The sequence below is a fragment of the Mammaliicoccus sp. H-M34 genome (genome assembly GCF_022386495.1).
Classification (GTDB): domain Bacteria; phylum Bacillota; class Bacilli; order Staphylococcales; family Staphylococcaceae; genus Mammaliicoccus; species Mammaliicoccus fleurettii.
The window spans coordinates 230,843-256,714 of sequence record NZ_JAJNIK010000003.1; the positions used below are offsets into that span (position 1 = coordinate 230,843).

Annotated in this window: 27 protein-coding genes and 1 pseudogene; 23 read left to right on the plus strand and 5 right to left on the minus strand. The window is 31.3% G+C overall.

Features of this window, described 5'->3' with window-relative positions; all coding sequences use genetic code 11:
- Positions 1-2 precede the first annotated feature (2 nt).
- Entirely contained in the window at positions 3-824 is an 822-nt protein-coding gene (locus LQ608_RS05420) for a MetQ/NlpA family ABC transporter substrate-binding protein (protein WP_239750524.1), read from the plus strand.
- 85 nt (positions 825-909) lie between these two features.
- On the opposite strand, the gene LQ608_RS05425 is transcribed toward LQ608_RS05420, so the two are convergent.
- Entirely contained in the window at positions 910-1,143 is a 234-nt protein-coding gene (locus tag LQ608_RS05425) for a hypothetical protein (protein ID WP_107509710.1), read from the minus strand.
- Between the two features lie 340 nt (positions 1,144-1,483).
- On the opposite strand from LQ608_RS05425, the gene sufC reads away from it, so the two are divergent.
- From sufC to sufB, 5 genes are read left to right on the plus strand one after another with little or no spacing between them, the layout of a single operon-like run.
- On the plus strand, positions 1,484-2,263 hold the full coding sequence (gene sufC / locus LQ608_RS05430) for a Fe-S cluster assembly ATPase SufC (protein WP_078357710.1): 780 nt from the start codon (positions 1,484-1,486) through the stop codon (positions 2,261-2,263).
- A gap of 35 nt (positions 2,264-2,298) precedes the next feature.
- Positions 2,299-3,615, plus strand: coding sequence for a Fe-S cluster assembly protein SufD (gene sufD / locus LQ608_RS05435; protein WP_107509709.1), 1,317 nt, complete (start codon positions 2,299-2,301; stop codon positions 3,613-3,615).
- Positions 3,612-4,883 carry a cysteine desulfurase gene (locus tag LQ608_RS05440; RefSeq protein ID WP_174221883.1) on the plus strand — a complete coding sequence of 424 codons (1,272 nt, stop codon included), beginning with the start codon at positions 3,612-3,614 and terminating at the stop codon, positions 4,881-4,883. The genes sufD and LQ608_RS05440 overlap by 4 nt, the downstream gene beginning before the upstream one ends.
- Positions 4,873-5,313 carry a Fe-S cluster assembly sulfur transfer protein SufU gene (sufU, locus tag LQ608_RS05445; protein ID WP_078357707.1) on the plus strand — a complete coding sequence of 147 codons (441 nt, stop codon included), beginning with the start codon at positions 4,873-4,875 and terminating at the stop codon, positions 5,311-5,313. The genes LQ608_RS05440 and sufU overlap by 11 nt, the downstream gene beginning before the upstream one ends.
- Positions 5,314-5,359: 46 nt before the next feature.
- On the plus strand, positions 5,360-6,757 hold the full coding sequence (gene sufB / locus LQ608_RS05450) for a Fe-S cluster assembly protein SufB (protein WP_078357706.1): 1,398 nt from the start codon (positions 5,360-5,362) through the stop codon (positions 6,755-6,757).
- Between the two features lie 84 nt (positions 6,758-6,841).
- Here sufB and glcP read toward each other — a convergent pair whose 3' ends face one another.
- A complete protein-coding gene (gene glcP, locus LQ608_RS05455; protein WP_239750526.1) occupies positions 6,842-8,209 on the minus strand; it encodes a glucose transporter GlcP in 1,368 nt (455 codons plus the stop codon).
- A gap of 234 nt (positions 8,210-8,443) precedes the next feature.
- Here glcP and LQ608_RS05460 point away from each other — a divergent pair, with 234 nt between their 5' ends.
- Genes LQ608_RS05460 through dgoD form a run of 5 tightly spaced genes read left to right on the plus strand, consistent with a single transcriptional unit; the run spans position 8,444 to position 13,249 of the window.
- Positions 8,444-9,664 (plus strand): ROK family transcriptional regulator, encoded by a 1,221-nt coding sequence (locus tag LQ608_RS05460; protein ID WP_239750528.1) that lies wholly within the window; start codon positions 8,444-8,446, stop codon positions 9,662-9,664.
- Positions 9,665-9,682: 18 nt separating this feature from the next.
- Positions 9,683-10,468 (plus strand): SDR family NAD(P)-dependent oxidoreductase, encoded by a 786-nt coding sequence (locus LQ608_RS05465; protein ID WP_239750530.1) that lies wholly within the window; start codon positions 9,683-9,685, stop codon positions 10,466-10,468.
- 20 nt (positions 10,469-10,488) lie between these two features.
- Entirely contained in the window at positions 10,489-11,442 is a 954-nt protein-coding gene (locus LQ608_RS05470; RefSeq protein WP_239750532.1) for a sugar kinase, read from the plus strand.
- A 12-nt stretch (positions 11,443-11,454) separates the two neighbouring features.
- Positions 11,455-12,099, plus strand: coding sequence for a bifunctional 4-hydroxy-2-oxoglutarate aldolase/2-dehydro-3-deoxy-phosphogluconate aldolase (locus LQ608_RS05475; RefSeq protein WP_239750540.1), 645 nt, complete (start codon positions 11,455-11,457; stop codon positions 12,097-12,099).
- A 1-nt stretch (position 12,100) separates the two neighbouring features.
- Positions 12,101-13,249 (plus strand): galactonate dehydratase, encoded by a 1,149-nt coding sequence (gene dgoD / locus LQ608_RS05480; RefSeq protein ID WP_239701295.1) that lies wholly within the window; start codon positions 12,101-12,103, stop codon positions 13,247-13,249.
- 205 nt (positions 13,250-13,454) lie between these two features.
- Here the strand turns inward: dgoD and LQ608_RS05485 are convergent, their stop codons facing one another.
- Positions 13,455-13,919 (minus strand): ImmA/IrrE family metallo-endopeptidase, encoded by a 465-nt coding sequence (locus LQ608_RS05485; RefSeq protein WP_239750541.1) that lies wholly within the window; start codon positions 13,917-13,919, stop codon positions 13,455-13,457.
- Positions 13,920-13,954: 35 nt separating this feature from the next.
- Complete coding sequence (locus LQ608_RS05490) at positions 13,955-14,284, minus strand: helix-turn-helix transcriptional regulator (protein WP_078357698.1); 330 nt, start codon at positions 14,282-14,284, stop codon at positions 13,955-13,957.
- 141 nt (positions 14,285-14,425) lie between these two features.
- Here LQ608_RS05490 and LQ608_RS05495 point away from each other — a divergent pair, with 141 nt between their 5' ends.
- The 10 genes and pseudogenes from LQ608_RS05495 to LQ608_RS05540 all read left to right on the plus strand — a co-directional run.
- Positions 14,426-14,746 carry a phage holin gene (locus LQ608_RS05495; RefSeq protein ID WP_239701396.1) on the plus strand — a complete coding sequence of 107 codons (321 nt, stop codon included), beginning with the start codon at positions 14,426-14,428 and terminating at the stop codon, positions 14,744-14,746.
- A 19-nt stretch (positions 14,747-14,765) separates the two neighbouring features.
- Positions 14,766-16,019 carry an N-acetylmuramoyl-L-alanine amidase gene (locus tag LQ608_RS05500; protein ID WP_239750543.1) on the plus strand — a complete coding sequence of 418 codons (1,254 nt, stop codon included), beginning with the start codon at positions 14,766-14,768 and terminating at the stop codon, positions 16,017-16,019.
- Positions 16,020-16,269: 250 nt separating this feature from the next.
- Positions 16,270-18,270, plus strand: coding sequence for a DUF1430 domain-containing protein (locus LQ608_RS05505; RefSeq protein ID WP_239750545.1), 2,001 nt, complete (start codon positions 16,270-16,272; stop codon positions 18,268-18,270).
- Positions 18,270-18,632 (plus strand): YxeA family protein, encoded by a 363-nt coding sequence (locus LQ608_RS05510; protein ID WP_239750547.1) that lies wholly within the window; start codon positions 18,270-18,272, stop codon positions 18,630-18,632. Before LQ608_RS05505 ends, LQ608_RS05510 begins: the two co-directional genes overlap by 1 nt.
- Positions 18,629-19,261, plus strand: a complete 633-nt coding sequence (locus tag LQ608_RS05515) for a putative bacteriocin export ABC transporter (RefSeq protein ID WP_239750548.1) — start codon at positions 18,629-18,631, stop codon at positions 19,259-19,261. Before LQ608_RS05510 ends, LQ608_RS05515 begins: the two co-directional genes overlap by 4 nt.
- A 152-nt stretch (positions 19,262-19,413) precedes the next feature.
- Positions 19,414-20,262, plus strand: a complete 849-nt coding sequence (locus LQ608_RS05520) for a DUF72 domain-containing protein (protein ID WP_239750556.1) — start codon at positions 19,414-19,416, stop codon at positions 20,260-20,262.
- A gap of 11 nt (positions 20,263-20,273) precedes the next feature.
- Complete coding sequence (locus LQ608_RS05525; protein WP_239750565.1) at positions 20,274-21,095, plus strand: sulfite exporter TauE/SafE family protein; 822 nt, start codon at positions 20,274-20,276, stop codon at positions 21,093-21,095.
- 12 nt (positions 21,096-21,107) lie between these two features.
- Positions 21,108-22,439, plus strand: a complete 1,332-nt coding sequence (locus LQ608_RS05530; protein WP_239750566.1) for a bifunctional metallophosphatase/5'-nucleotidase — start codon at positions 21,108-21,110, stop codon at positions 22,437-22,439.
- A gap of 76 nt (positions 22,440-22,515) precedes the next feature.
- Positions 22,516-23,436 carry a lipoyl synthase gene (gene lipA, locus LQ608_RS05535; RefSeq protein ID WP_078357689.1) on the plus strand — a complete coding sequence of 307 codons (921 nt, stop codon included), beginning with the start codon at positions 22,516-22,518 and terminating at the stop codon, positions 23,434-23,436.
- Between the two features lie 9 nt (positions 23,437-23,445).
- Positions 23,446-23,823, plus strand: a pseudogene (locus tag LQ608_RS05540) (YutD family protein); the annotation flags it as partial.
- 463 nt (positions 23,824-24,286) lie between these two features.
- Here the strand turns inward: LQ608_RS05540 and LQ608_RS05545 are convergent.
- Positions 24,287-24,556 (minus strand): DUF3055 domain-containing protein, encoded by a 270-nt coding sequence (locus LQ608_RS05545; RefSeq protein ID WP_115337669.1) that lies wholly within the window; start codon positions 24,554-24,556, stop codon positions 24,287-24,289.
- A 109-nt stretch (positions 24,557-24,665) separates the two neighbouring features.
- Between LQ608_RS05545 and LQ608_RS05550 the strand changes: the two genes are divergently transcribed.
- Together LQ608_RS05550 and LQ608_RS05555 are read left to right on the plus strand one after the other, a co-directional pair.
- Positions 24,666-25,109: a DUF86 domain-containing protein gene (locus LQ608_RS05550; RefSeq protein ID WP_239750568.1), complete on the plus strand. Its 444-nt coding sequence runs from the start codon at positions 24,666-24,668 to the stop codon at positions 25,107-25,109.
- Complete coding sequence (locus tag LQ608_RS05555) at positions 25,096-25,863, plus strand: TIGR01457 family HAD-type hydrolase (RefSeq protein ID WP_239750575.1); 768 nt, start codon at positions 25,096-25,098, stop codon at positions 25,861-25,863. Before LQ608_RS05550 ends, LQ608_RS05555 begins: the two co-directional genes overlap by 14 nt.
- Positions 25,864-25,872 lie beyond the last annotated feature (9 nt).

A 25,872-nucleotide genomic window follows, 5' to 3' on the forward strand; every position in this document is an offset into this window, starting at 1 on the left:
ACATGAAAAAAGTTTTTGGTTTATTATTCATTTCACTATTAGCAGTAGTGCTAGTTGCATGTGGTGGAGGAAGCGGCGATGACAAAGGCAAAAAAGAAACAATTAAAATAGGTGCATCACCAGCACCACACGCTGAAATATTAGAAGAAGCAAAGCCACTTCTTAAAAAAGAAGGTTATGATTTAGAAATAAAAACAATTAACGATTACACAACACCTAACAAATTATTAGATAAAGGAGAACTTGATGCAAACTTCTTCCAACATACACCTTATTTAGATACTGAATCTAAAGAAAAAGGATATAAAATTGAGTCTGCAGGAAATGTACACTTAGAACCAATGGCAGTTTATTCTAAAAAATATAAAGAATTAAAAGACTTACCAAAAAATGCTACAGTATACGTTTCAAATAACCCAGCTGAAGAAGGAAGATTTTTAGCATTCTTTGAAAAAGCAGGATTAATCAAAATTAAAGAAGGCGTTGATCCAGTAGACGCAACATTCGATGACATTACTGAAAATAAGAAAAATATTAAATTCAACAATAAACAATCAGCAGAATTCTTACCAAAATCTTATCAAGCAAACGAAGGTGACGCTACAATTATCAACTCTAACTTTGCAATTGAACAAGGATTAAATCCAATAAAAGATTCAATCGCAGTAGAAGGTAAAGAATCACCTTACGCTAACCTTATCGCAGTACAAAAAGGACACAAAGACGATAAGAAAATAAAAGCATTAACAAAAGTATTACAATCAAAAGAAATTAAAGACTTCATCGATAAAAAATATGATGGTGCAGTAATTTCAGCAAAATAAATTTATAAAAAGAGCATCTAGCCGAATGGCTAGATGCTCTTTTTATTTTATTGAGCGAGTTTTCATAGTCTTGACCGCTAATAATTTATACCATGCCATTAGCGAAATAAATAACAATCATGAAGACTGCTATTGCGTATAAAATAATGCCAATTGATCTATAGTTTCTTACATTAAATGTAGCGATACTAGCAATTGTCAATGCGGTTAAAAGAGTGTTGTATAAACTACTAATATTTATGACGCCTACTAAATTTAATAATAATATAAAAGCACATATTGCACTTATTACAAATGCAAATTGTTCATAGCGTTTCATTTGGACTTCCTTTCTGTATTTCAAATTTTATTTAACATCATTATAATATACATTTTCCTAAATAGCCTTCTTAAGCCATTCAAATAGATTTTACATAAAATGAGAATAGATTGAAATGATTATCATTTGAAAGACTTTTCAGAAAAATGTTATTTATGAAGCGTTTCTTCTATATAAATTGAGCGAAAGTGTTTAATTGACTTAGTAACTACGTTATAATGTGAAGGGTAAAGAATCATAACAAACTTTGACGTTAGATTAAAATTATTATAAACTAGAAAAGATAATGTAGGGTTATCTTTTTTAAATGTGAATAAATTCTCTGGAGGGAAAAAATAATATGGCATCAAAATTAGAAATCAAAGATTTACACGTAGAAATCGAAGGCAAGGAAATTCTTAAAGGTGTAGATTTAACAATACAACAAGGTGAAATTCACGCAATAATGGGACCAAATGGTACTGGTAAATCAACTTTATCTTCTGCTATTATGGGACACCCTAAATATGAAGTAACTAAAGGTGAAATCCTTTTAGATGGTGAAAATGTATTAGAAATGGAAGTTGATGAACGTGCTCAAGCTGGTTTATTCCTAGCTATGCAATATCCATCAGAAATTTCTGGTGTAACAAATGCTGATTTCTTACGTTCTGCTATAAATGCTAAACGTGAAGAAGGCGACGAAATTAACTTAATGCAATTCATTAAGAAATTAGATAAAGAAATGGATCTATTAGAAATGGATCAAGACATGGCTCAAAGATACCTTAACGAAGGTTTCTCTGGCGGTGAGAAGAAACGTAATGAAATTCTTCAATTAATGATGTTAGAACCTAAGTTTGCTATCTTAGATGAAATTGACTCAGGTTTAGATATTGACGCTTTAAAAGTTGTATCAAAAGGTATCAACAAAATGCGCGGTGAAGACTTTGGTTGCTTAATTATTACTCACTATCAAAGACTATTAAATTATATTACACCAGACTTCGTACACGTTATGATGCAAGGTCGCGTTGTAAAATCAGGTGGCGAAGAATTAGCGAGACGTCTTGAAGAAGAAGGTTACGAGTGGATTAAAGACGAACTTAATATTGAAGACGAAACAATCAACGCTGAATAATATATAAGAATTATAGTCAAGTAGGAGGAGTATAAATGGCAACTGAAACAAAGTTAAATATTAACATTGAAGACATCGTTAATTATTCAGCATCTCAGAACGAACCACAATGGATGACTGATTTAAGAAAAGAAAGTTTTCAAAATTTAGATAAATTAGAAATGCCTAAACCAGACAAAACTAAAATTGATAGATGGAATTTTGATACTTTTAACACTCATGTAGTTGAAAGTGATACATTCGATTCAATTGAAAGTTTACCTGAATCAGTACAAAAAATTATCGATACTGAAAATGCAACAAACTTAATTGTTCAACATAATAATACGCCTGCTTTTACTAAAGTAGACGAAAAATTAATTGAACAAGGTGTTGTAATTAAAGACTTAAAAACAGCTTTAATTGAAAATAGTGATTTAGTGCAAAAATACTTCATGACAGATGCTGTTAAAGTAGATGAACATAGATTAACTGCACTTCACGCAGCATTAGTAAATGGTGGTGTCTTCGTATACGTACCAAAAAATGTTGTCGTTAAAGATCCTGTACAATATGTCGTGCTTCATGATGATAGCGATGCGAGCTTCTTCAACCATGCGATTATCGTAACTGAAGAAAGTGCTGAAATAACTTACGTTGAGAACTATTTATCTACTGTATCTTCAAATAAAGGTCAGTTAAATATTGTTTCTGAAGTTATAGCTGGAGCTAACTCAAATATCACTTATGGTACAGTTGATTTCATGGACAAAGATTTTACTGGACATATTATTCGTCGTGGCACAGCTGATGCTGATGCAACAATTGATTGGGCATTAGGCTTAATGAATGATGGTAGTACAATCAATGACAACACTACTTATTTAATGGGGGACCGTTCAAACTGTAACCTAAAAACAGTAGTAGTAGGTCGTGGAGAACAAAAACAAAACTTTACAACACAAATCATTCAATATGGTAAAGAATCAATCGGACATATCTTGAAACACGGAGTTATGAAAGATAGTTCTTCATCTATCTTCAATGGTGTTGGTTACATTAAACATGGTGGTACTAAAGCAGATGCACAACAAGAATCTCGTGTTCTTATGTTATCTGAAAAAGCACGTGGAGATGCAAACCCAATTTTACTTATTGATGAAGATGATGTAACAGCAGGACATGCAGCTTCAGTAGGTAGAGTAGATCCAACCCAATTATACTACTTGATGAGTAGAGGTATTTCTCGTGAAGAAGCAGAGCGCTTAGTTATTCACGGTTTCCTAGACCCAGTTGTATCTGCATTGCCAATTGAAGACGTAAAACGTCAATTACGTGATGTTATCGAACTTAAAGTAACAACACAAATATAAATAAAGGCACAGAAAGGTCTGATAATGTGGCCGAATCAACATTTAATGTAGAAAAAATTATAAAAGATTTTCCAATATTAGAGCAACAAGTTAACGGTAGTAGACTCGTGTACTTAGATTCATCAGCCACAAGTCAAACACCTACGCAAGTAACGAATAGTATAGTAGATTATTACAATCGCTATAATTCAAATGTTCATCGTGGTGTGCATACACTTGGTACGCTTGCAACGGATGCTTACGAAAAAGCGCGTGAAACAGTTAGAAGATTTATAAACGCACAGTATTTTGAAGAAGTTGTTTTTACAAGAGGTACAACAACAGCAATCAATTTAGTTGCACATAGTTATGGTGACGCAAATGTTTCAGAAGGTGATGAAATTGTTGTTACACAAATGGAACATCATGCTAATATCGTACCTTGGCAACAATTGGCTAAAAGAACTGGTGCAAAGCTTAAATTTATTCCGATGTCAGAAAGTGGCGAACTTGAAAAAGAAGCCATCGATAACACGATAAATGATAATACTAAAATTGTTGCAGTAACTCATGTATCAAATGTATTAGGAACGATAAATGATGTGAAGTATATTGCTGAAGTTGCGCATAATCATAATGCTGTTATAGCAGTTGATGGTGCACAGTCAGCACCACATATGAATGTTGATGTTCAAGATTTAGATGTGGACTTCTTTAGCTTTAGTGGACATAAAATGTTAGGTCCTACTGGAATAGGTGTCTTATATGGTAAGCGTAATTTATTAGATAAGATGGAACCTATTGAATTTGGTGGAGATATGATTGACTTTGTTGGATTAGAAGATGCAACATGGACAGACTTACCAACTAAATTTGAAGCAGGAACACCTCTTATTGCTGAAGCAATTGCCTTAGCTGAAGCTATAAGATATATTGATTCTATCGGAATGGATAACATTCATCAGCATGAGTATGATTTAGTTAGTTATGCATACAATGAAATGTCTAAAATCGATGGATTAGATATTTATGGACCAGCTCCTGACAAAAGAGCAGGGCTAATAACATTTAATGTAGAAGGTGTACATCCACATGATTTAGCGACTGCACTAGATTCTGAAGGTGTCGCTGTAAGAGCAGGGCATCATTGTGCGCAACCATTAATGAAATGGTTAAACCAATCTTCAACAGCACGAGCAAGCTTCTATATTTATAATACTACTGAAGATGTTGACCAGTTAATTCAGGCACTTAATGGAGCGAAGGAGTTTTTCTCTTATGAATTTTAATAACTTAGATCAACTATACCGTTCTGTCATTATGGATCATTACAAGAATCCTCGTAATAAAGGTGTTCTTGAAGATGGATCTTTAACAATAGATATGAACAACCCTACTTGTGGTGACCGCATCCGCTTAACATTAGATGTTGAAGATAATGTTATTAAAGATGCTAAGTTTGAAGGTGAAGGTTGCTCTATTTCAATGTCTAGTGCATCAATGATGACTGAAGCAGTAAAAGGTCATTCAATCGAAGAAGCTTTAGCAATGAGCAAAGAATTTTCAAATATGATGCTTGGAGAATCTTACGATATCAATGAAGAAATGGGCGACATTGAAGCTCTATCAGGAGTGTCTAAGTTCCCAGCACGTATTAAATGCGCAACATTAGCTTGGAAAGCATTTGAAAAAGGAACAAAAGAGCAAGATAACGCGTAACTTTTGAACAATGGGCGAACGCTATTATAATAGAGGAGTGAAGAAAATGGCTAAAAAATCACCAGAAGTTGGAGATTATAAATATGGCTTCCATGATGAAGATGTTTCTATTTTCCGTTCAGGTAGAGGTTTAACAGAAGAAATCGTTAAAAAAATATCTGAAATGAAAGACGAGCCACAATGGATGCTTGATTTTCGTTTGAAATCATTAAAACAATTTTACAAAATGCCTATGCCAATGTGGGGTGGGGATTTAACAGAATTAAACTTTGATGAAATCACATATTATGTAAAACCTTCAGAACGTTCAGAACGTTCATGGGATGAAGTTCCAGAAGAAATTAAAAATACTTTCGATAAATTAGGTATACCTGAAGCAGAACAAAAATATCTTGCGGGTGTATCAGCACAATATGAATCAGAAGTTGTTTACCATAATATGGAACAAGACTTAGAAGATCAAGGAATTATCTTCAAAGACACAGATTCAGCATTACGTGAAAATGAAGATTTATTTAAAGAATATTTCGCAACTGTAATTCCAGCTGCTGATAATAAATTCTCAGCATTGAACTCAGCAGTATGGTCAGGTGGATCATTCATTTATGTACCAAAAGGTGTAAAACTTGAAACACCACTTCAAGCGTACTTCAGAATTAACTCTGAAAATATGGGTCAATTTGAAAGAACATTAATCATTGCTGACGAAGGTTCTTCAGTACACTATGTTGAAGGTTGTACAGCACCTGTTTACTCAACAAATTCACTACACTCAGCTGTAGTTGAAATTATTGTTAAAAAAGATGCATACTGTCGTTATACAACTATTCAAAACTGGGCAAATAATGTTTATAACTTAGTTACAAAACGTACATTTGTTTATGAGAATGGTACGATGGAATGGATCGATGGTAACTTAGGTTCTAAATTAACGATGAAATATCCATCTTGTTTCTTACTTGAAGAAGGCGCTAGAGGTATGACTTTATCTATCGCACTTGCAGGTAAAGGACAAGTACAAGATGCTGGTGCTAAAATGATTCATAAAGCGCCAAACACTTCATCAACAATTGTATCTAAATCAATTTCTAAAAATGGCGGTAAAGTTGTTTACCGTGGACAAGTACACTTTGGCCGTAAAGCTACAGGTGCTCGTTCAAACATTGAATGTGATACATTAATTATGGATAATGAATCTACTTCAGATACAATTCCTTATAATGAAATTATGAATGATAACATTTCATTGGAACACGAAGCGAAAGTTTCTAAAGTATCTGAAGAACAATTATTCTACTTAATGAGCCGTGGTATTTCAGAAGAAGAAGCTACTGAAATGATCGTAATGGGCTTCATTGAACCATTTACAAAAGAATTACCAATGGAATACGCTGTAGAAATGAACCGCCTAATCAAATTTGAAATGGAAGGTTCAATTGGTTAATCATTAACGACTACAGTAATACAATTTTATTAAAATAAATAACACCCAATCCGAAAGAAATACTACGGATTGGGTGTTTTATTTTTAATCTATTTCAGATAATTTTGCTGAAGATGTTCTGTTTCTTAAATCTACTTCAATTTCTTCTAAACTACGTCCTCTTGTTTCAGGAAGGTATTTTATAACGAATATCATTGCTAATATTCCGATTGCTGCGAAAATCAAGAATACTTGTTCAATACCCATTACTGACGTGAGTATCGGGAATAATTGAGCGACTAATAAACTACCAATAGATAATGATAATGTTGCAATTCCTGTTGCTGCACCTCGTGCTCTCATTGGGAATAATTCTGGTAGAACAATCCATAAAATAGGTCCCCATGTGAATGCGAAGAAAATAATAAACATTGTTAAGCATGCTACGATTATCCAAGCACCGACTGTGGAGTCTAGACCGATTGTCCATACAAGTGTTGCCATTATAAGTAATGAACTAACCATACCGATATTCCCTGTAATGAGTAGTTTTTTACGATCAATTTTATCCATAATCATAATCGCGAAAATAGTAACAATCACATTAACAGAACCAATTCCTACTGTACCTAAAATTGCAGTTGCATCTCCTAAACCTGCTTGACTAAAGATAGTAGGAGCGTAATAAATGATAGCATTGATACCGATTATTTGTTGTAATAAAGCAAATATACAGCCAATGAGAAGTACAGGTCTTAACCACACAGATTTCAATACTGTCCATGTGCTTTCTGATATATGAATAATTTCTTTCATTTCATCTATTTCTTTATCGATTTCAGATTGTTGACGTGTTATAGCCATAACTTTTCTAGCTGCTTCTTCACTTCTATGCTCAAGTAACCATCTTGGACTTTCTGGCATAAAGTAAACACCAGCCATAAGAATAATAGATGGTACAACAGCTAAACCTACCATCCATCTCCATGCCTCAGCATCAGCGAATGCATAGTTTACTAAATATGATGCTAGAATCCCTATTGTAATCATAAGTTGGTTTAACGAGCTGAGTGATCCTCTTGTATCTGTTGGTGCCATTTCTGAAAGGTACACTGGTACGATTGCTGTAGAACCTCCGACTGCTAAACCAATGATAAATCTACCGATAACAAGTATGACCATTGATTGTGCAAATGAAAGTATTAAAGCACCAAGTATAAATACGATAGCTATTATAAATACTAGCTTTCTTCTCCCGAGTTTGTCTGATAAAGGTCCACTTGCGCCCGAACCGAATATTGCACCAACTAACATGGAACTTACAACAAGTCCTTCGGTAAAGCTTGTTAGTGGAATATCATTTTTTATAAATAGTAAAGCGCCAGAAATAACGCCAGTGTCATATCCATAAAGCAAACCACCTAATGCACCAAGAAAGAATATTAACTTTGTTCGATAATTGCTTGCTTCCATCCTATTACCTCCAAATATTTTGAATAAGAACCGCGAATAACTAAAACTATTCGAGGAATAATTTATTTCAAAACCAGATTTAATTATTCTAAATAACTAAAAGGTTGTAATTATCTAAATAATCTGATTTAATTATAAATGTAAGCCTTTTCAATTATAAAATCAAGTTTTATTTCAAAATAAATCAATTATATAGTTATTGCACATTACTTAATTAAGGTGAGGAGGACTGTTATGAAGCAATCATCAAGGATAAATGTGAATTTGATGAAAGATTATAATAAACAACTTGTATTAAGAACAATTCAAAAGCACGGACCTATATCTAGAGTCGAGGTTGCGAATAGAATTGACTTATCTCGGCCATCAGTTTCAGAAATTGTTTCAATATTAATTGAAGAGCAATGGATTGAAGAAAAATCCTCTGAAGTAAAAGTAAGAGGAAGACAACCTATTCCTCTAGATATTAATAAAGAGAAAAAAGTCATAATTGGTTTAGAAATAGGTGCATATTCTACTAAGGTAATTGTTAGCAATTTAAAGGCAGAGATATTGAATGAGATAGCAATTGAAATGGATGTACATAAAAATCCAAATGAGATGATTCAGTATTTAGGAAATCAAATTAATTTAATTACTGAAAGATATAAAGCAAATCAAATTGAAGTACTTGGTATCGGTGTAGGCATGCATGGACTCGTTGATACTGAAAAAGGTGAAAATATATTTGCTCCTAATTTAGGTTGGAGAAATGTACAGATTAAATCAATATTAGAAAAGATTACACAATTAAAAGTCTTAATTGATAATGACTGTAATAGCGCAGCACTAGCAGAAATGTGGTTTGGACAAGGTAAAGATGAAAGTAATTTTATTTCAGTAATTGTTGACTATGGAGTTGGTGCAAGCATTATCAACAATGGTTCTATTTTTAAAGGGAGTCATCATGTTACAGGGCAGGTTGGTCATATAACGATAGATCCTGATGGTCCTTTGTGTTCATGTGGAAATTATGGATGTTTAGAAACTTTAACTTCTGAAACAGCTATTTTAAAAAAAGTAAAACGCAAATTAAAAATAGGTGAGAAAAGCAATATTTTAAATCAAAAGGATAACATTGAAGACTTAACCATCGATGATTTCTATATTGCAGTAAATAAAGGTGATGAATTTTGCATAAATATTGCGCACGAAGTTGCAAGAAATCTCGGGTTAGGATTCACTATTTTAATTAACTTATTTGGACCAAGATTTATAGTTCTTGGTGGTAGTTTAACTAAAATAAGTGATGCATTAATACCTGTTATAAAAGAAGTGATTCAATTAAAAGTAATGGGTGAAGAAGCTAAACATACACCAATCATTACTTCAGCTTTAGGAGATGATTTATACACTATTGGTGCAGCATCTTTAATCGTTGAAGATATATTCTCTTTACCAAGACCAAATAAATAAATTCAAGGAGGAGTCATAATGAGTAATTTAAATGAACAAGTTGCAATTGTCACAGGTTCTGGAAAAGGAATCGGAAAAGGAATCGCTAAGCAATTAGGGAGTAAAGGTACGAAAGTAGTAGTAGCGACTATAGATTCAGATTTTGGGAAAGAAACAGCTGAAGAAATCAAACAAAGCGGTGGAGAAGCTTATTTCATTGAAACAGATGTCTCAAAGGAAGAAAGTATTATAAATATGGTTAAAGAAACAGTTAAACAATATGGACAGATTAATACACTCGTAAATAATGCCGGAATTACGGTGTTTAAATCAATAGAAGAAGCTACTGTAGAAGATTGGGATTCTATTATTAATATTGATTTGAGAGGTACGTTTCTTTGTACAAAATACGTTATTCCAGAAATGAAAAAGCAAGGAGGAGGTTCAATTATCAATATCTCTTCTAATCATTCGATTGCAACTTTACCTGATACTGATATGTATGCAGCTGCGAAAGGTGGCGTAAATGGCATGACACGAGGTATGGCATTAAGTTTAGGTAAATATAATATACGAGTTAATGCTATTTGTCCTGGTTTTACAAATACTTCACATTTAAAAAATTGGTTTGATTCAATGGACAATGAAGATGAAGTAAGAAAAGGTGTGTTAGATTTACATGCTACTTCAAGAATAAATGAGCCAGAAGATATTGGCAAATTAGCACAATATTTAGCTTCTGATGATTCGGAAATGATGACAGGTGAACACTTAGTTATAGATGGTGGATTGTCAGCTAGATTATATAATGCAGAAGGTTATTAAGTTAAAGGAGTGAGGAAATAATGGATGTTTTATCTATTGGTGAAACGATGGTAGTTTTTTCTCCGAATGAAGTTGGTCCTATGCGTTACGCACACAGCTTTACGACTCATATAGCAGGAGCTGAGACAAATACGCTCATTGGCTTAGAAAAGTTAGATATAAAAACAGGATGGATTAGTCAACTTGGAAATGACGAACTAGGACATAAAATACTTTCATTTGTAAGAGGTGAAGGCATTAATGTTGATGCAGTTCAATTAATAGAAGATGCACCTACTGGTATTTTTCTTAAAGAAAAAGTACGTCAAGATCAAACACGTGTACATTATTATAGAAAAGGTTCTGCTGCAAGTCTCATGACAAATTCAAATATAGATAAAGATTATATAGCAAAGTTTAAATATTTATATGTTACTGGTATTACACCAGCACTAAGTGAAAGCTGTAAAGAGACAACATTCCAATTAATATCTATAGCAAAAGAACTAAACTTGAAAATTATATTTGATCCTAATTTGAGGCTTAAATTATGGAGTGAAGATGAAGCTCGAGAAACCCTTTTAAAAATGATTTCATTAAGTGATATTGTGTTACCTGGAATTAGCGAAGGTGAATTTTTATTTAATGAGAAATCTGAAGAAAAGATTGCTCAGAAAATTATAGAACATGGTGCATCTACTGTTGTAGTGAAACTAGGGAGCAAAGGTGCATATTATCATAATGAAAATTATGCTGGATATGCAACAGCTTCAAAAAAGATTGAAGTTGTTGATCCGGTTGGTGCAGGTGATGGATTTGCAGCTGGATTTATAGCGGGTTATATTGATGGATTGTCTATTCATGAGGCTGTCGAACAAGCATGTAATGCAGGAGCACTTGTGACTACTGTTAAAGGTGATGTTGAAGGATTGCCAAGTAAAGAAGAAATCGAAAAAATGAAAAATACAAACATTACTGATGATGTAATCAGATAAGGAGTAATTATAATGGATACTTTAAAAATTATAAAAGAAACTAAGCTCATTGCAATTTTAAGAAATGCAGATCCAAATAATATTTTACCTATTGTTAAAACGTTATATAAAGCAGGAGTTAGGGCAATAGAAGTTACAATGAATTCGCCTAAAGCTCTAGAATCAATAGAGTTAATAGCTAATGAAATGAAAGGAAAAGTAGTCGTTGGAGCAGGTACAGTATTAGATGCTGAATCTGCAAGATTAGCGATATTAAGTGGTGCTACATTCATCTTATCTCCAACAGTTAATAAAGATACAATTAGAATGAGCAAGAAATATGGTGCAGTTAGTATTCCAGGAGCATTAACACCTACTGAAATATTAGAAGCGTATGAATATGGTGGAGATATCATTAAAGTATTCCCAACTACTACGATGGGTCCAGAATATATTAAAGATTTACAAGGTCCATTACCACATATTCCACTTTTACCAACAGGTGGGGTAGATTTAAATAATGTTGAAGATTTTATTAAAGCCGGTGCAGTTGGTGTTGGATTAGGAAGTGCTTTAGTAAATACTAAAGTCGAAATTACCGATGGATATTATGATGATTTAAAAAAAACTGCGCTATCATTTTATAATAAAGTAAATTCTGAAAAAGGACGTGTATAATATGAAAATAATTGATTATGAATTGTTTCAAGTACCACCTCGTTGGTTGTTTTTAAAAATCACGACTGATGAAGGCATTGTTGGATGGGGAGAACCCGTAATTGAAGGTAAAGCGAGTACTGTTGGGGCAGCAGTAGATGAATTTATGCAACAATTAATAGGCAAGAATCCATTAAATATAGAAGATCATTGGAATATGATGTATAGAAGTAGCTTTTATAGAGGTGGTCCCATATTAATGAGTGCAATCTCTGGAATTGATCAAGCACTATGGGATATTAAAGGTAAATATCATAATGCACCTGTACACGAACTACTAGGTGGTGCGTGTAGAGAATCTATGAAAGTTTATTCTTGGATTGGCGGAGATAGACCTCAAGATACATCTATGGCAGCAAAAAAAGCGCATGATAATGGTTTTGAAGCAATCAAAATGAATGCAACAGAAGAATTACAATATGTAGATAGTTATGAAAAAATAGATAGTGTAATAGAACGTGTAGCTGGCATTAGAGAAGCGGTTGGTAATCAATTAGGCATCGGTATTGATTTTCATGGGAGAGTTCATAGACCAATGGCTAAAGTATTAGCTAAAGAATTGGAACAATTCAAGCCAATGTTTATTGAAGAACCAGTTTTAAGTGAAAATATAGAAGCAGTAAGAGAAATTAGTCAAACTACAACAATTCCAATAGCATTAGGAGAGAGACTTTTTTCAAGATGGGACTTTAAACCAATATTAGAAAGTGGCTATGTAGATATTATACAACCTGATTTATCTCATGCAGGTGGTATTACTGAATGTAAAAAAATTATTTCTATGGCTGAAGCATATGACGTTGGCGCAGCACCACACTGTCCACTAGGTCCGATAGCATTAGCATCTTGTTTACAAGTAGATGCAACATGCCATAATGCTTTTATTCAAGAACAAAGTCTTGGAATTCATTACAATAAAGATAGTGATATTTTAGATTATATTAAAAATAAAGAAGTGTTTGAATTTAAAGATGGGTATGTGGATATCCCTAAAAATCCAGGACTAGGTGTCGAAATAGATGAAGAACATGTTAGAGAAATGGCTAAGCAAGGTCATGACTGGCATAATCCTATATGGAGACATAAAGATGGAAGTATAGCAGAGTGGTAGTTAATAGGGAGTAGGACAATTAATTTGCCTTATCTTCTTAGTCATAGCACGCTTATATTAACACAAGTTGAGAGAAGTGTAAGCAAGGGTAGCCATATTCACACAAGTCAGTAGAAATGTGAATAACCTTTATAAAAAAAGAGCAGAAATTCAATGTTGAAATTGAATTTCTGCTCTTTTTAAATTATTGTCCCATCCTCTATCGTTAATTTATTTCTCTATATTCAAATACTTGAAGTGGATTAAATTTAATTAAATAATGATCATACCAAGTACTTAAACCATATTTTTGTTTATAATGTTCTAAAGCTTCGTCAATATATCCTTCCGATACATCTAAATAATTGCTTAACTCAAATTTGTTTTGAATACCTGATTGATATGCTTGGACTATACTTTTTAAAGGTATGATTTTTTCGAATCCTAATCTTCTTGCTTTATGTTCGAATTTCCATTTCCATAATTCATTTGTATCAAGTATATCGCCATACGTTATATCATGATGGGCCAATTCTTCTCCTAGAACTTCTAACTTTTCTTTGTTAGATAAATCATCTTTCAATAAAATTAATCCATCTACATATAAACCTTTCAATTGATGTGGAAGGTTATTTGTTTCTTTTATGACGATGTGTTCATTATTGATAAGTGTTTTTTCGTATCTATTCAAATTATCCCCACCATAAGTTTTGTATAAAATATGTTTTATTTATTTCTTTGTTTTATGAAATCAACATATTCTAATACTTTTTTTAATTCTTCTTCAGTTAATTCTCCATCTAGATGTGCTGCAATTGTTTCGGCAGTTGAATTATATGTCCCTTTAGCTTCCCCATCTAAAATATAACTCACACTCACATTAAACAATTTAGCCATTTCTTCTATTTTTTTCATCTTTGGTGCTTTACGACCTGTTTCCCAATATGAAATGGATTGCTTTGAAACTTGTAATTCATCTGCTAATTGTTGTTGCGTCCATCCATTCCTTGTTCTTAATAAACTAATTTGTTCAGAGAGTTTATTTTCAGACACCATAAGTTTCCCGCTCCTTATATGATTTATACTTATATTATAACTCTTGGTTATATTTTTTCAATGAAATAATAAGAAATGTAACCTAAAGTTATTGACGTCAACCAAAAGTTATACTATAGTGTAACCAAGGAGGTGATAAACATGGTTAAAATGAATTTCAAAACAGATAAAGTTAATTTGAATTATTCAGAAGATGAGAACAGAATCCAAATTGATCCGGATAAAGTTAAACAGTTCATCGCAATGATAGGTGGTTTTGTTGGAGCGTTGTACTTAGCTTTAAATGCTTCTGGTATTCAAGTCGAATGGCTGAATCCTCAAAAGTTAAATGCATGGATGAATGTATTAAATACAGGTATTCCAATTGTGTTTGTACTATATGGAATTTGGAAAAATACATTCATTTTAACGAATCACTCTAGGGAACAGGAAAAGATTTTAAAGCAATCAGGTAAGAAATAAAAATTGAGAGGATGATTGAATGTTAACAGCAATAAATTATTTAACTAAAAAAGGATGGGAAATATCTTCAGATCCAAGAACGTACGATAACTATCCAAAGCAATATGGATATAGAAACTACACAGAGGATGGTATCAATTATGATGCTTATTGTAGCGGATATCATAGAGCTTTCGACGTATTTAATAATAAGACAGATAATATTCCTGCAGTTGCAAGTGGAACAGTAATTCTCAGTGAACCGTTTGGAAACTTTGGTGGAACAATGGAGATTAGAGATAGCAATGGTAATGATTGGATATATGGGCATATGGAAAGAGATTCTTTGAAATATTCCAAAGGAGATAAAGTCATTCAAGGAGATATTATTGGCTTACAAGGTAATTCAAATTATGCTGACAATCCAATGAGTGAACATTTGCATATTCAACTACGTCAAAAAGGAGAAAACATAGCAAATGAAATCACAAGAGTTTGCAGTGGTATGCCAATAGAAAAATATGATATTACAAAATTAAATCAAAAATTAGATCAATCTAAAAATAAAGGAGCAGTTCAAATGAGTAGGAAAATTATGATCGTAGCAGGGCATGGGTATAATGATCCAGGAGCAGTAGGAAATGGTACAAATGAAAGAGATTTTATTAGAGCAAATATTGTGGATAGAGTAGCTAATTATTTAAGCCAAGCAGGAAATGATGTTGCTGTATATGGTAAAAACCAAGACATGTATCAAGATACAGCATATGGACAACAAGTAGGAAACAAGACAGATTATGGGCTGTATTGGGTTAAATCACAAGGTTATGAAATAGTAGTAGAATTTCATTTAGACTCAGCTTCAGCATCAGCAACTGGAGGACATGTCATTATTCCAAGCGGATTAGCACCAGATAACATTGATAAAGCATTACAAGCAGCAATTCAAAAACATGTCGGCACAATTCGAGGCATTACTGAAAGAAGTGACCTATTAAATTGTAATGTTGCAAAAGCAGAATATATCAACTATAGACTTGTAGAATTAGGATTCATCACGTCAACAAAAGATATGAATGCCATTAAAAATAATTTAAGCGCATATACAAAATCATTAGCAGAAGCAATACACGGAGCAGCAATTGGAAGTAATCCATCAACATATACAGTCGTAGCAGGAGATACGTTGTGGGGAATCAGTCAAAAAACAGGCGTGACAGTTGCAACATTAAAAAAATTAAACGGCTTAACATCAGATGTGATACAAATCGGACAAGTATTGAAATTGAAATAGGAGATGTAAAAATGAAAGTTAAAAACGAAAAAAATACCTTAGACATAAACATTACCCAATGACGGCCATCATTTAATAAGTCTATGCAAGGTATCTAACTAATTTAAATATAACACAAAACCCTTGCTATCAACAAAAGATAGCGAGGGTTTTGTAATGGTAAGAAATGTATAATTTATAATTGACAGAATATTATGAATTATTTATATTATAATTAAGCTAGCTTAAATCACATAAGGGAAGTGTAAGAATGAAAAATATAACAAGAATAACTATATTTTTTACATTCCTTACTTCGACATTTTTGTTTTTGAATTTTTATAAATATTACGATGAAATAGGCATTCCTGGTTATGAAGAAGGATTTATAATAACTAATTTGGATAAAAAGCTGAGTAAAAAAGAAGCAAATAAAGTAATTGTTAAACTATCAAATAAGTATAATACTAACATTATAAGAGAGAATAAGAATTATGAAGATAATGGGAAATCAAAATATTTAGTGCAATATAAAAATGATAAGCACAGCTTTTCAGAGCGTCCATTTACTTACGATAAGAAATACAAATTATTAGAACCAAATGATGTAAAGGTAAATCAGTTAAAACTCGTTGGTACATTCTTTTTTACTGATGAACCTTTACCTCAAACGTTCTATAAAGAATTAGAAGATAATGGACTTACTTCGGTATATTTTAATCAACCTATTTTCTTTGTCCTTATAGACTATTTAAATGTATATAAATTGATTCCATCAATTGGAATGTTGATGATCATTTTATTTATTGCTATTTTGTATCATAATGTAACCTCAATTAAAGATATGTCTATAAAAAGGTTACACGGGTTTACTACACAGAAAATTTTTCGAATTAAATCAAAAGAACTTTTTATCATTTTTCTTAAATATTTCTTTGTAATTAATATGATTATGACAATAGGTCTCTTAATATTTAATAAATTAGTACAGTTCATATATGTTCAATTATCATTTTTGGTTTTCGCATTAATATTTTTAACCATCCTATTTATAATGATGTCTATATCTTTTATCATCGTATACAAAGAGTCGTTTAAAATAACGAAATATATTAAGTATGATGGGATTGGAAATATTCTTAAATACTTACCAGGTGCAATTAAAATTTTGGTAATGTTAACCTTATTAAATGTTATTAATAGTTCGATGTTTAACTATAATGAATTAAAAGACAATTTAGTAAGTGAAAAATATTGGATTAAAAATAAGGATTTATTTATGACCGAAATATCAACTAATGAAAATGGTACAGATAAAGAAAAAAATGACAACGTTGAAAAAAGAATCTTAACTTTAATAAACAAAATTCCCGAAGATAAATGGCTATTATCTTATAACAATTATTATGATTGGAAAAATAAAGGCGAGAGATATGATTTAGAAAATGCTATTTTTGTAAATAAGACTTATGTAAAGAGAAATGGAATTAAAGTAAAGGGTGAAAAACAAATAGACTTTTCGAGATTGACTATTTTATTACCTGAAAAGGCATATAACAAGAAGAATATTTTTCAATTAAAAAAAGAAATGAATGAATATATCAACCAGCTTAATGATGAAAGAAGTATTACTAATAAAGAAAAATATTTAAATGTAGAGGTCTTGAAAACTGATAACCATTTCGAATTATTCAATTATAGTAGTATGTTTGAACTAAAAAATGCTATTTCATATAATCCGGTCATTGTAATTATGCCTAAAGAATTAAATCCATTTTCTTTTTATTCGACAGCTGCATCTAATGGAAGTTTATTGTTTAAAGACTATGATTTTATACAAAATAAAATAGAAAAATATAAACTAGACGATGAAATTCAAGGTTTAACGAACATTTATAGTAAAGTCATAGATGATATTCAACAACTAAAATTAAATTTAGGAATATCTTTGATTACGGCCATTTTTGGGAGCGTTGTTCTTTTTAGTGTTTATATTTTTAATGTATGTTTATATTGCGATTCTGAAAAGAAAAAAATATTTGTTAAGACAATTCATGGATATTCTTTTGTGAAAAAGCATTATCACTTTATGATGATAAGTATTGTTTCTTCATTGATATCTTTGTTAATTGTTAAATATTTTGATGTCTTATCACTTTCATTTCCGGTGATTTGTTCAGTTATATTATTTGAAATATTATCTTTGATTTTTGTGATTCGACGTTATGAGTATTACTTATTAAAAAATGCACGACGAGGTGAGAGTCAGTAGTGAAACGAATATTTATTATTATTATTTCTATTATATATGTGATTTGTATATCCTTACTTATTTTTAAATATACTGAAGAGAAAATAGATAGATTTAATCCTTTAGTTAAAAGACAGTGGAGTTATGCTAAAGTGCCTAATAGTGAATATCCTGATAAATTAAGTACTAAAGAAATTGAAGAAATCCAAGATTATAAAGATATCGAATCGTTTGATGAAAATGGTAAAAAGAATAGTTATTTATTAGATTTTAAAGGATTTAATCCAGCTGAAAAATATGTCAAAATTGATCACAAAGGAAAATGGGTATTCTTCATTGATTATATAAGTAAAACTGAATATGAAAAGAGAATTCAACAATGATTCAAGTGAAAAATTTAAGTAAGCAGTTTAATGAACATTATTTATTTTCGGATTTTAATTTATCTGTTAACGAAGGTGAAATGATTGCTATAACTGGGAAAAGTGGTTCTGGTAAATCAACTTTATTAGCTTGTATGTGTGGACTTGAAAAGTTTGATAAAGGTGAAATTGAAATTAATAAACTTAATATAGCTAAAATAAAACAAAAAGATAAAGTGTTAATATATAGAAATGAAATTGGATATTTATTTCAAAATTATGCTCTCATTTCTCATGAAACAATCAATTACAATTTAGAAATTGTATTGAGTTATAAGAAATTAAATAAAGGAAAGAAGAAAGAGCAGAAGTTAGATGCCTTGCGTAAAGTTGGTTTAGATAAGTCACTAGATACAAAAGTTTATACTTTGAGTGGTGGAGAGCAACAAAGGGTAGCGATTGCAAGATTATTATTAAAAGAACCTCTTATTATATTTGCAGATGAACCAACTGGTGCATTAGATGAAGTTAATAAACATATTATCTTAAAATTATTACTAGAATTCAAAGGAAAAACAACGATAATAATTGTTACACATGATGAAGAAGTTATGAGTTATTGTGATAGAAATATACAGTTAAGTAAATGATATTATGGAATAGTTAAAGTAGGAAGAGACAAATTAATTGTCTCTTCCTTTTTTATTATATAGACAAAAAGTAATCTTCTTTTTACATGATTTTAATCAAACAAAATGAACTATAAATACTCGATATGGTATGATAAATGTGGTGATAATATATGATAAAAATTGGCCTAACTGGATGGGGAGATCATGATAGTTTATATGAGGATCTTTCTAATAAAAAAGATAAATTAAAGGCATATGCTGCTCATTTTCCAATTGTGGAATTGGATGCGACTTATTACGCGATTCAGCCACAAAGAAATATTGAGAAGTGGATTCGTGAAACACCAAATAATTTTAAATTTGTTGTTAAAATACATCAGGCTTTAACTGGTCATGCTGAAATAACTGATTTTGCTTCAGGTAAGGTAGAGTTGTTTAACTTATTTAAAGATTCTATGGCGCCCTTAAAAGCTTCTGGTAAATTAGCGATGATTCTAGTTCAGTTCCCACCTTGGTTTGATTTACAACCTCAAAATATTAATTATTTACGTTATGTTAGAGAGCAATTAAAGGATTTTGATGTGTGTATTGAATTTCGAAATCGTTCTTGGTTTAAAGATGATGTAAAAGAATACACTTTAGAATTTTTAACTGAGATGAAATTTATTCATAGTGTTTGTGATGAGCCGCAAAGCGGTGAAGGTTCTATTCCATTTATTAATCGTATTACACATGATGTAGCTTTTGTTCGATATCATGGGAGAAATGTTAATGGATGGACTAAAAAAGACATGACTGATCAAGAGTGGCGTGATGTAAGATATTTATATGATTATAATGAAGCGGAACTAAAAGAACTATCAGATAAAGTTAAGATCTTAAACCATAAAGCAAAAGATATATATGTAGTATTTAATAATAATTCCGGTGGTCATGCTGCACAAAATGCCAAAACTTACCAAAAGTTATTAGATATAAAGTATGAAGGGTTAGCACCTAAACAACTTAAATTATTTTAGAGGTGGAAATTATGGCATATTTAGTGTTGATTATTATAGGCGTTTGTTCTGCAGTTATAGGCGCTTTAGTAGGAATAGGTGGCGGTATAATTATTGTTCCATCACTTGTTTACTTTGGAATTGATCACCATTTACTCTCAGGTATGACGCCACAAAGAGCAATTGGTACATCATCTGTGATTTTAATTACAACAGGTTTGACTGCTACGTTAGGCTATTTAAAAACGAAACAAGTTGATGTGAAGAATGGTTTAATATTCTTGATTGGCATTATTCCTGGAGCTTTAGTAGGTGCATATTTAAGTAAATATTTCACATTAGATTCATTTAATTTATATTTTGGTATTTTTCTAATACTTATATCTATTATTTTAATGATTCGAAATCAAGTGAAACCAATTAAATATTTTCAACAAGAAAAATATTTAAAATCATTTATTGATAAAACAGGAGAAAAACATCAATATGGCATACCACCAATTGCAGCTGTTATATCAGCATTTATTGTAGGTATTACGACTGGATTATTTGGAATCGGTGGTGGCGCATTGATGACACCACTCATGATTATTGTATTTAAATTCCCACCACATGTTGCAGTAGGGACAAGTATGATGATGATTTTCTTCTCTAGTTTATCAAGTTCAGTGAGTCATGTTATACAAGGCAATGTATTATGGGTACATGCAATTGTATTGATTATCTCAAGTTACTTTGGAGCGAAAATTGGAGTGAAAATTAATAGTAGAATGAAATCAGACACAGTTGTTTTAATTTTAAGAATTACAATGTTAATCTTAGGTATATATTTGATTATAAAAAGTATTTTATAAGGAGTTGAATCTGTGAAGCTTACAATTTTTCATACGAATGATATACACAGCCATTTAAATACATATGCAAAAATATCTCAATATATTAAAGATGAAAGAAGCAAACTTCAACATGATTCATTATATATTGATATAGGTGACCATATAGACTTGTTCCATCCATTAACTGAAGCATCTCAAGGTACTGAGAATGTTAAAATATTAAATGATAGCAATGTAGATGTTGTGACACTTGGAAATAATGAAGGCATGACAATCTCTCATGATTCACTCAACCATTTGTATGATGATGCTCAATTTGATGTAACATGTTGTAATTTGTTTGATCTTAATAGTAATTTACCTAATCATTTAACATCTCATGTACTCAAAAATGTTAATGGCATTAAAGTATGTTTGATAGGTTTAACAGCACCATTTAATCATATATATGAAACTTTAGACTGGAAAGTGACTTCACCGTTACTTGCATTAAAAAATGAAATCTCACAAGTTCAAGAAGATTATGATGTATTAATTGTTATGAGTCATGTAGGAATCTTTTTTGACGAACAGTTATGCGAAGAGTGTCCAGAAATTGATGTGATTTTTGGAGCACATACACATCATTATTTTGAACGTGGAGAAGAAAAAAATGGGGTGTTGATGGCTGCTGCAGGTAAGTATGGACACTATGTTGGGCAAGTAGATTTAGAGATCGAAAATAATAAAGTTATTCATAAAGAAGCAAAGATACTCGATACAACTTTATTGGATGAAATTCCTAATAATTATGAAGAAAAAGGGAAATCACTATTAGATAAACCGGTTTTAAATAGGAGAATAACTTTACCTCGCCGTTTAAATAGTGCGAGTTATACGACGGATTTACTTTGTGAAAGTGTATTAGAGTTTACAGAAGCAGATTGCGCAATCATAAATGCAGGCTTAATTGTTAAAGAAATTGATGATAGTAAAATAACTGAATATGATATTCATCAAATGCTACCTCATCCAATAAATACTGTTTCAATTGAATTAAGAGGCGTGGAGCTTAAACAAATTATTTACAAAGCGATGGAACAGTCCTATATGGATGAAATTGCGATTGGTTTTGGATTCAGGGGAGATATTTTTGGTGGATATGTATTTAAAAATATCGGCTATATAGAATCCACTGGCCAATGCTTTGTAAAAGGTATTGAAGTTCAAGATCACGAGCAATATAAACTAGGAACAATTGATATGTATACATTTGGTAGATATTTTCCGATATTGAAAGATATGAATATAAATTATATTATGCCCGAGTTTTTAAGAAATATTTTTGAACAAAAGTTAATACAAAAAGAAAAGAAAGTGTAAGGAGCATTTAAATTTATACGTATTTTGGTTATAATGAACGAAGATGAAAATTAATTATAGAAGGGTGTTCACGTATATGGCTACTAAAAATGAAGAAATATTACGTAAACCAGACTGGTTAAAAATAAAGTTAAATACTAACAAGAACTACACTGGATTAAAGAAAATGATGCGTGAAAAGAATCTACATACTGTATGTGAAGAAGCAAAATGTCCGAATATTCATGAATGTTGGGGAGAACGACGTACTGCAACATTTATGATTTTAGGAGCAGTATGTACAAGAGCATGTCGTTTCTGTGCAGTTAAGACAGGTCTTCCAAACGAATTAGACTTAGACGAACCACAACGTGTTGCAGAATCAGTACAATTAATGAACTTAAAACATGTCGTTATTACAGCTGTTGCAAGAGATGATTTGAAAGATGCAGGTTCAAACGTTTATGCTGAAACTGTACGTAAAGTAAGAGAATTAAATCCATATACAACTATAGAAATATTACCTTCAGATATGGGCGGTAGTTATGAAGCGTTAGAAACTTTGATGGATTCTAAACCAGATATTTTAAACCATAATATCGAAACAGTTAGAAGATTAACACCAAGAGTTAGAGCACGTGCAAAATACGATCGTACGCTAGAATTTTTAAGACGTTCAAAAGAAATGTATCCAGATATTCCTACAAAATCAAGCTTGATGGTAGGTTTAGGAGAAACTGTTGAAGAAATCTACGAAACAATGGATGATTTACGTGCAAACGATGTTGATATCATGACAATCGGACAATATTTACAACCATCACGTAAACATTTAAACGTTCAAAAATATTATACGCCGTTAGAATTTGGTAAATTAAGAAAAGTAGCAATGGAAAAAGGCTTCAAGCATTGTCAAGCTGGCCCAATGGTACGTAGTTCATATCACGCTGACGAACAAGTAAATGAAGCAGCTAAACAAAAACATATTCTAGGTGAGCAGGAACTTAATAAACAATAAGGTGATTGAATGTTAACTAAAATAGAAAATAACTATTTTGAAGTAATTAAAGACGATCAACAATCATTCAATGAAGAACAATTTACATCACGTTATTCTGAAATACTAGATAAATATGATTATATTGTTGGCGACTTTGGCTATGACCAACTTCGTTTAAAAGGTTTTTATCACGATTCTAATAAAAAAAGCGATGCCAATAAACGATTTTCGGCAATACAAGATTATTTACTCGAGTATTGTAACTTTGGATGTAAATATTTTGTACTAAGACGTTTATCTAAAGGAGAAATCACGAAATTAACAGCTGAAGACGCTGACTTTGTAGATGAAGATAATAAATTAGATGATGTAAAAATCGAACCATCAATACAACAAAATAGTAAACAAGAAATCGAAGAAGTAGAAATTGTAGAAGAAAAAATTATAGAAGAAGACACAGTTGAAACACAACAAACTTCTAGAAATACTTTAAAAGATTATTTATAGAAAGTAGAGGCTGGGACAAATTAATTGTCCCAGCCTTTTTACATAGGCCATCTATATTCAGACAAGGTGGAAGAAGTGTGAATGATATTTAAATTTATAGCATATTTTTCTCACATCCTTCATTTTTGGACCGTTAATTTATTTTATCGGTCCATATTTCTGATTTCTACACCTCATATAAGTACAACTGCGGAAAGGACACACATAGAAAAATGCCGACAAAGTTTAAGACTTTGTCGGCATTTTGAGACTAAGATAAATCTATGAACCAATCTAAATTCTAATCTGGATTGGTTATTTTTCATGAACATTTTAGTAATAAGTGCTATTTGTGATAGTCACATAACTAAGTCTCAATTCATTAAATATCTATAACATCGTGTAAATATTCTGTTACTTCTTCTCCTTCTTCAGGTGATAAACCTAGGATGTGGCTAATATAACCATCTTCTTCTAAATCGTCTTTTCCGATTATTCCAAATTTATTGTTTTGAGTATTAAGCACGATTGTTTTACCGTAATGTCTGTCTGTATAAATAAGTGTTAAGTCATATCTACTATGTTCACCTACAAAACCGACAAATTGAATTTTTGCTTCATCTTCTTCATCATATAAAAACATTTCTACCATAAATAGTTACTCCTTTATTTAAAAGCTTTCTTTAATTGTTTAGTATACAGAGCAATGCCGTATATTTCAAAATTATGATATTATTATATATGAATAGGAGGTTTTCTACATGTATTTCGTAGATAGCAAAACATTAAATTTAAAAATGAATTATTTAGAAAAATTAACAGTTGATTTTGAAGTTGAGAAGGATTCTTCGTATGCTTTAGAAAGAATTGCACACATGATGATTGAATCTGTCGTAGATATTGGGAACTTAATTATTGATGCTTTTATATTAAGAGACCCTGGAAATTATAAAGATGTAATTGATATTATGGAACTTGAAAAAGTATTCCAACCTTCAACTGCTGAAGCTATTAGAAATTCTATTGATTATAGAAAAGAATTAATTCGTAATTATGAAAGCATTAATCACGACGAATTAAAAAAAGCTTTTGAAATAGCTAATCCTTTTTATAAACAAGCAATTGAAGACACTAAACATTTTTTGAAAAATGAAAATGTACCCGTTACAGCATTTGGTGAAGGAGATAAAAATGAAAGATTATAAAGGTTATTTTATTGATATTGACGGAACTATGTATAAAGGTTCAGAAATAATTGAAGGCGCAATCGAGTTTATAGAATATTTAAATGCAAACAATAAAGATTATTTATTTGTAACAAATAATTCTTCCAAAACTCCTGCTGAAGTAGCTGAAAAATTAAATAAAATGGGGTTTAATACTTCAGGTGAGCATGTTATCACTTCAGCTATGGCTACTGCAGGATATATTAGTGAAGAATCACCAGGAGCTTCTGTATACATGGTTGGTGGAAGTGGATTGAAATCTTCTTTGAGTGATGCTGGTTTAGTAATTAAAGAAGATCAAAATGTAGATTATGTTGTTATGGGACTGGATGTTAATATTTCATATGAAAAATTATCAGTTGCATGTTTAGCAGTAAGAAATGGTGCGAAATTTATTTCAACAAATAAAGATGTTTCAATACCAAATGAAAGAGGCTTCTTACCAGGTAATGGTTCATTAACTAGTGTTGTAAGTGTTTCTACTGGGCAAACGCCAATCTTTATAGGAAAGCCAGAAACAATTATTATGGAACAAGCAGTAGAAAAAATAGGTCTCTCAAAAGAAGAATGTGTAATGATAGGTGACTTGTATGATACTGATATTTTAGCAGGTATCAATAGTGGAATTGACACATTACATGTGCAAACGGGCGTTACATCTTTAGAAGAAATTAACTTAAAAGAGATATTACCAACTTATAGTGTTAAGAACTTATTTGAAGTAATTAAATAACTGAAATAA

What these genes read in the sequence shown, in the direction of transcription:
- LQ608_RS05420 (WP_239750524.1), top strand. Translation starts at nt 3, where the DNA reads ATGAAAAAAGTTTTTGGTTTATTATTCATTTCACTATTAGCAGTAGTG.
- LQ608_RS05425 (WP_107509710.1), bottom strand. Translation starts at nt 1,143, where the DNA reads ATGAAACGCTATGAACAATTTGCATTTGTAATAAGTGCAATATGTGCT.
- sufC (WP_078357710.1), top strand. Translation starts at nt 1,484, where the DNA reads ATGGCATCAAAATTAGAAATCAAAGATTTACACGTAGAAATCGAAGGC.
- sufD (WP_107509709.1), top strand. Translation starts at nt 2,299, where the DNA reads ATGGCAACTGAAACAAAGTTAAATATTAACATTGAAGACATCGTTAAT.
- sufU (WP_078357707.1), top strand. Translation starts at nt 4,873, where the DNA reads ATGAATTTTAATAACTTAGATCAACTATACCGTTCTGTCATTATGGAT.
- sufB (WP_078357706.1), top strand. Translation starts at nt 5,360, where the DNA reads ATGGCTAAAAAATCACCAGAAGTTGGAGATTATAAATATGGCTTCCAT.
- glcP (WP_239750526.1), bottom strand. Translation starts at nt 8,209, where the DNA reads ATGGAAGCAAGCAATTATCGAACAAAGTTAATATTCTTTCTTGGTGCA.
- LQ608_RS05460 (WP_239750528.1), top strand. Translation starts at nt 8,444, where the DNA reads ATGAAGCAATCATCAAGGATAAATGTGAATTTGATGAAAGATTATAAT.
- LQ608_RS05465 (WP_239750530.1), top strand. Translation starts at nt 9,683, where the DNA reads ATGAGTAATTTAAATGAACAAGTTGCAATTGTCACAGGTTCTGGAAAA.
- LQ608_RS05470 (WP_239750532.1), top strand. Translation starts at nt 10,489, where the DNA reads ATGGATGTTTTATCTATTGGTGAAACGATGGTAGTTTTTTCTCCGAAT.
- LQ608_RS05475 (WP_239750540.1), top strand. Translation starts at nt 11,455, where the DNA reads ATGGATACTTTAAAAATTATAAAAGAAACTAAGCTCATTGCAATTTTA.
- dgoD (WP_239701295.1), top strand. Translation starts at nt 12,101, where the DNA reads ATGAAAATAATTGATTATGAATTGTTTCAAGTACCACCTCGTTGGTTG.
- LQ608_RS05490 (WP_078357698.1), bottom strand. Translation starts at nt 14,284, where the DNA reads ATGGTGTCTGAAAATAAACTCTCTGAACAAATTAGTTTATTAAGAACA.
- LQ608_RS05495 (WP_239701396.1), top strand. Translation starts at nt 14,426, where the DNA reads ATGGTTAAAATGAATTTCAAAACAGATAAAGTTAATTTGAATTATTCA.
- LQ608_RS05500 (WP_239750543.1), top strand. Translation starts at nt 14,766, where the DNA reads ATGTTAACAGCAATAAATTATTTAACTAAAAAAGGATGGGAAATATCT.
- LQ608_RS05505 (WP_239750545.1), top strand. Translation starts at nt 16,270, where the DNA reads ATGAAAAATATAACAAGAATAACTATATTTTTTACATTCCTTACTTCG.
- LQ608_RS05515 (WP_239750548.1), top strand. Translation starts at nt 18,629, where the DNA reads ATGATTCAAGTGAAAAATTTAAGTAAGCAGTTTAATGAACATTATTTA.
- LQ608_RS05520 (WP_239750556.1), top strand. Translation starts at nt 19,414, where the DNA reads ATGATAAAAATTGGCCTAACTGGATGGGGAGATCATGATAGTTTATAT.
- LQ608_RS05525 (WP_239750565.1), top strand. Translation starts at nt 20,274, where the DNA reads ATGGCATATTTAGTGTTGATTATTATAGGCGTTTGTTCTGCAGTTATA.
- lipA (WP_078357689.1), top strand. Translation starts at nt 22,516, where the DNA reads ATGGCTACTAAAAATGAAGAAATATTACGTAAACCAGACTGGTTAAAA.
- LQ608_RS05545 (WP_115337669.1), bottom strand. Translation starts at nt 24,556, where the DNA reads ATGGTAGAAATGTTTTTATATGATGAAGAAGATGAAGCAAAAATTCAA.
- LQ608_RS05550 (WP_239750568.1), top strand. Translation starts at nt 24,666, where the DNA reads ATGTATTTCGTAGATAGCAAAACATTAAATTTAAAAATGAATTATTTA.
- LQ608_RS05555 (WP_239750575.1), top strand. Translation starts at nt 25,096, where the DNA reads ATGAAAGATTATAAAGGTTATTTTATTGATATTGACGGAACTATGTAT.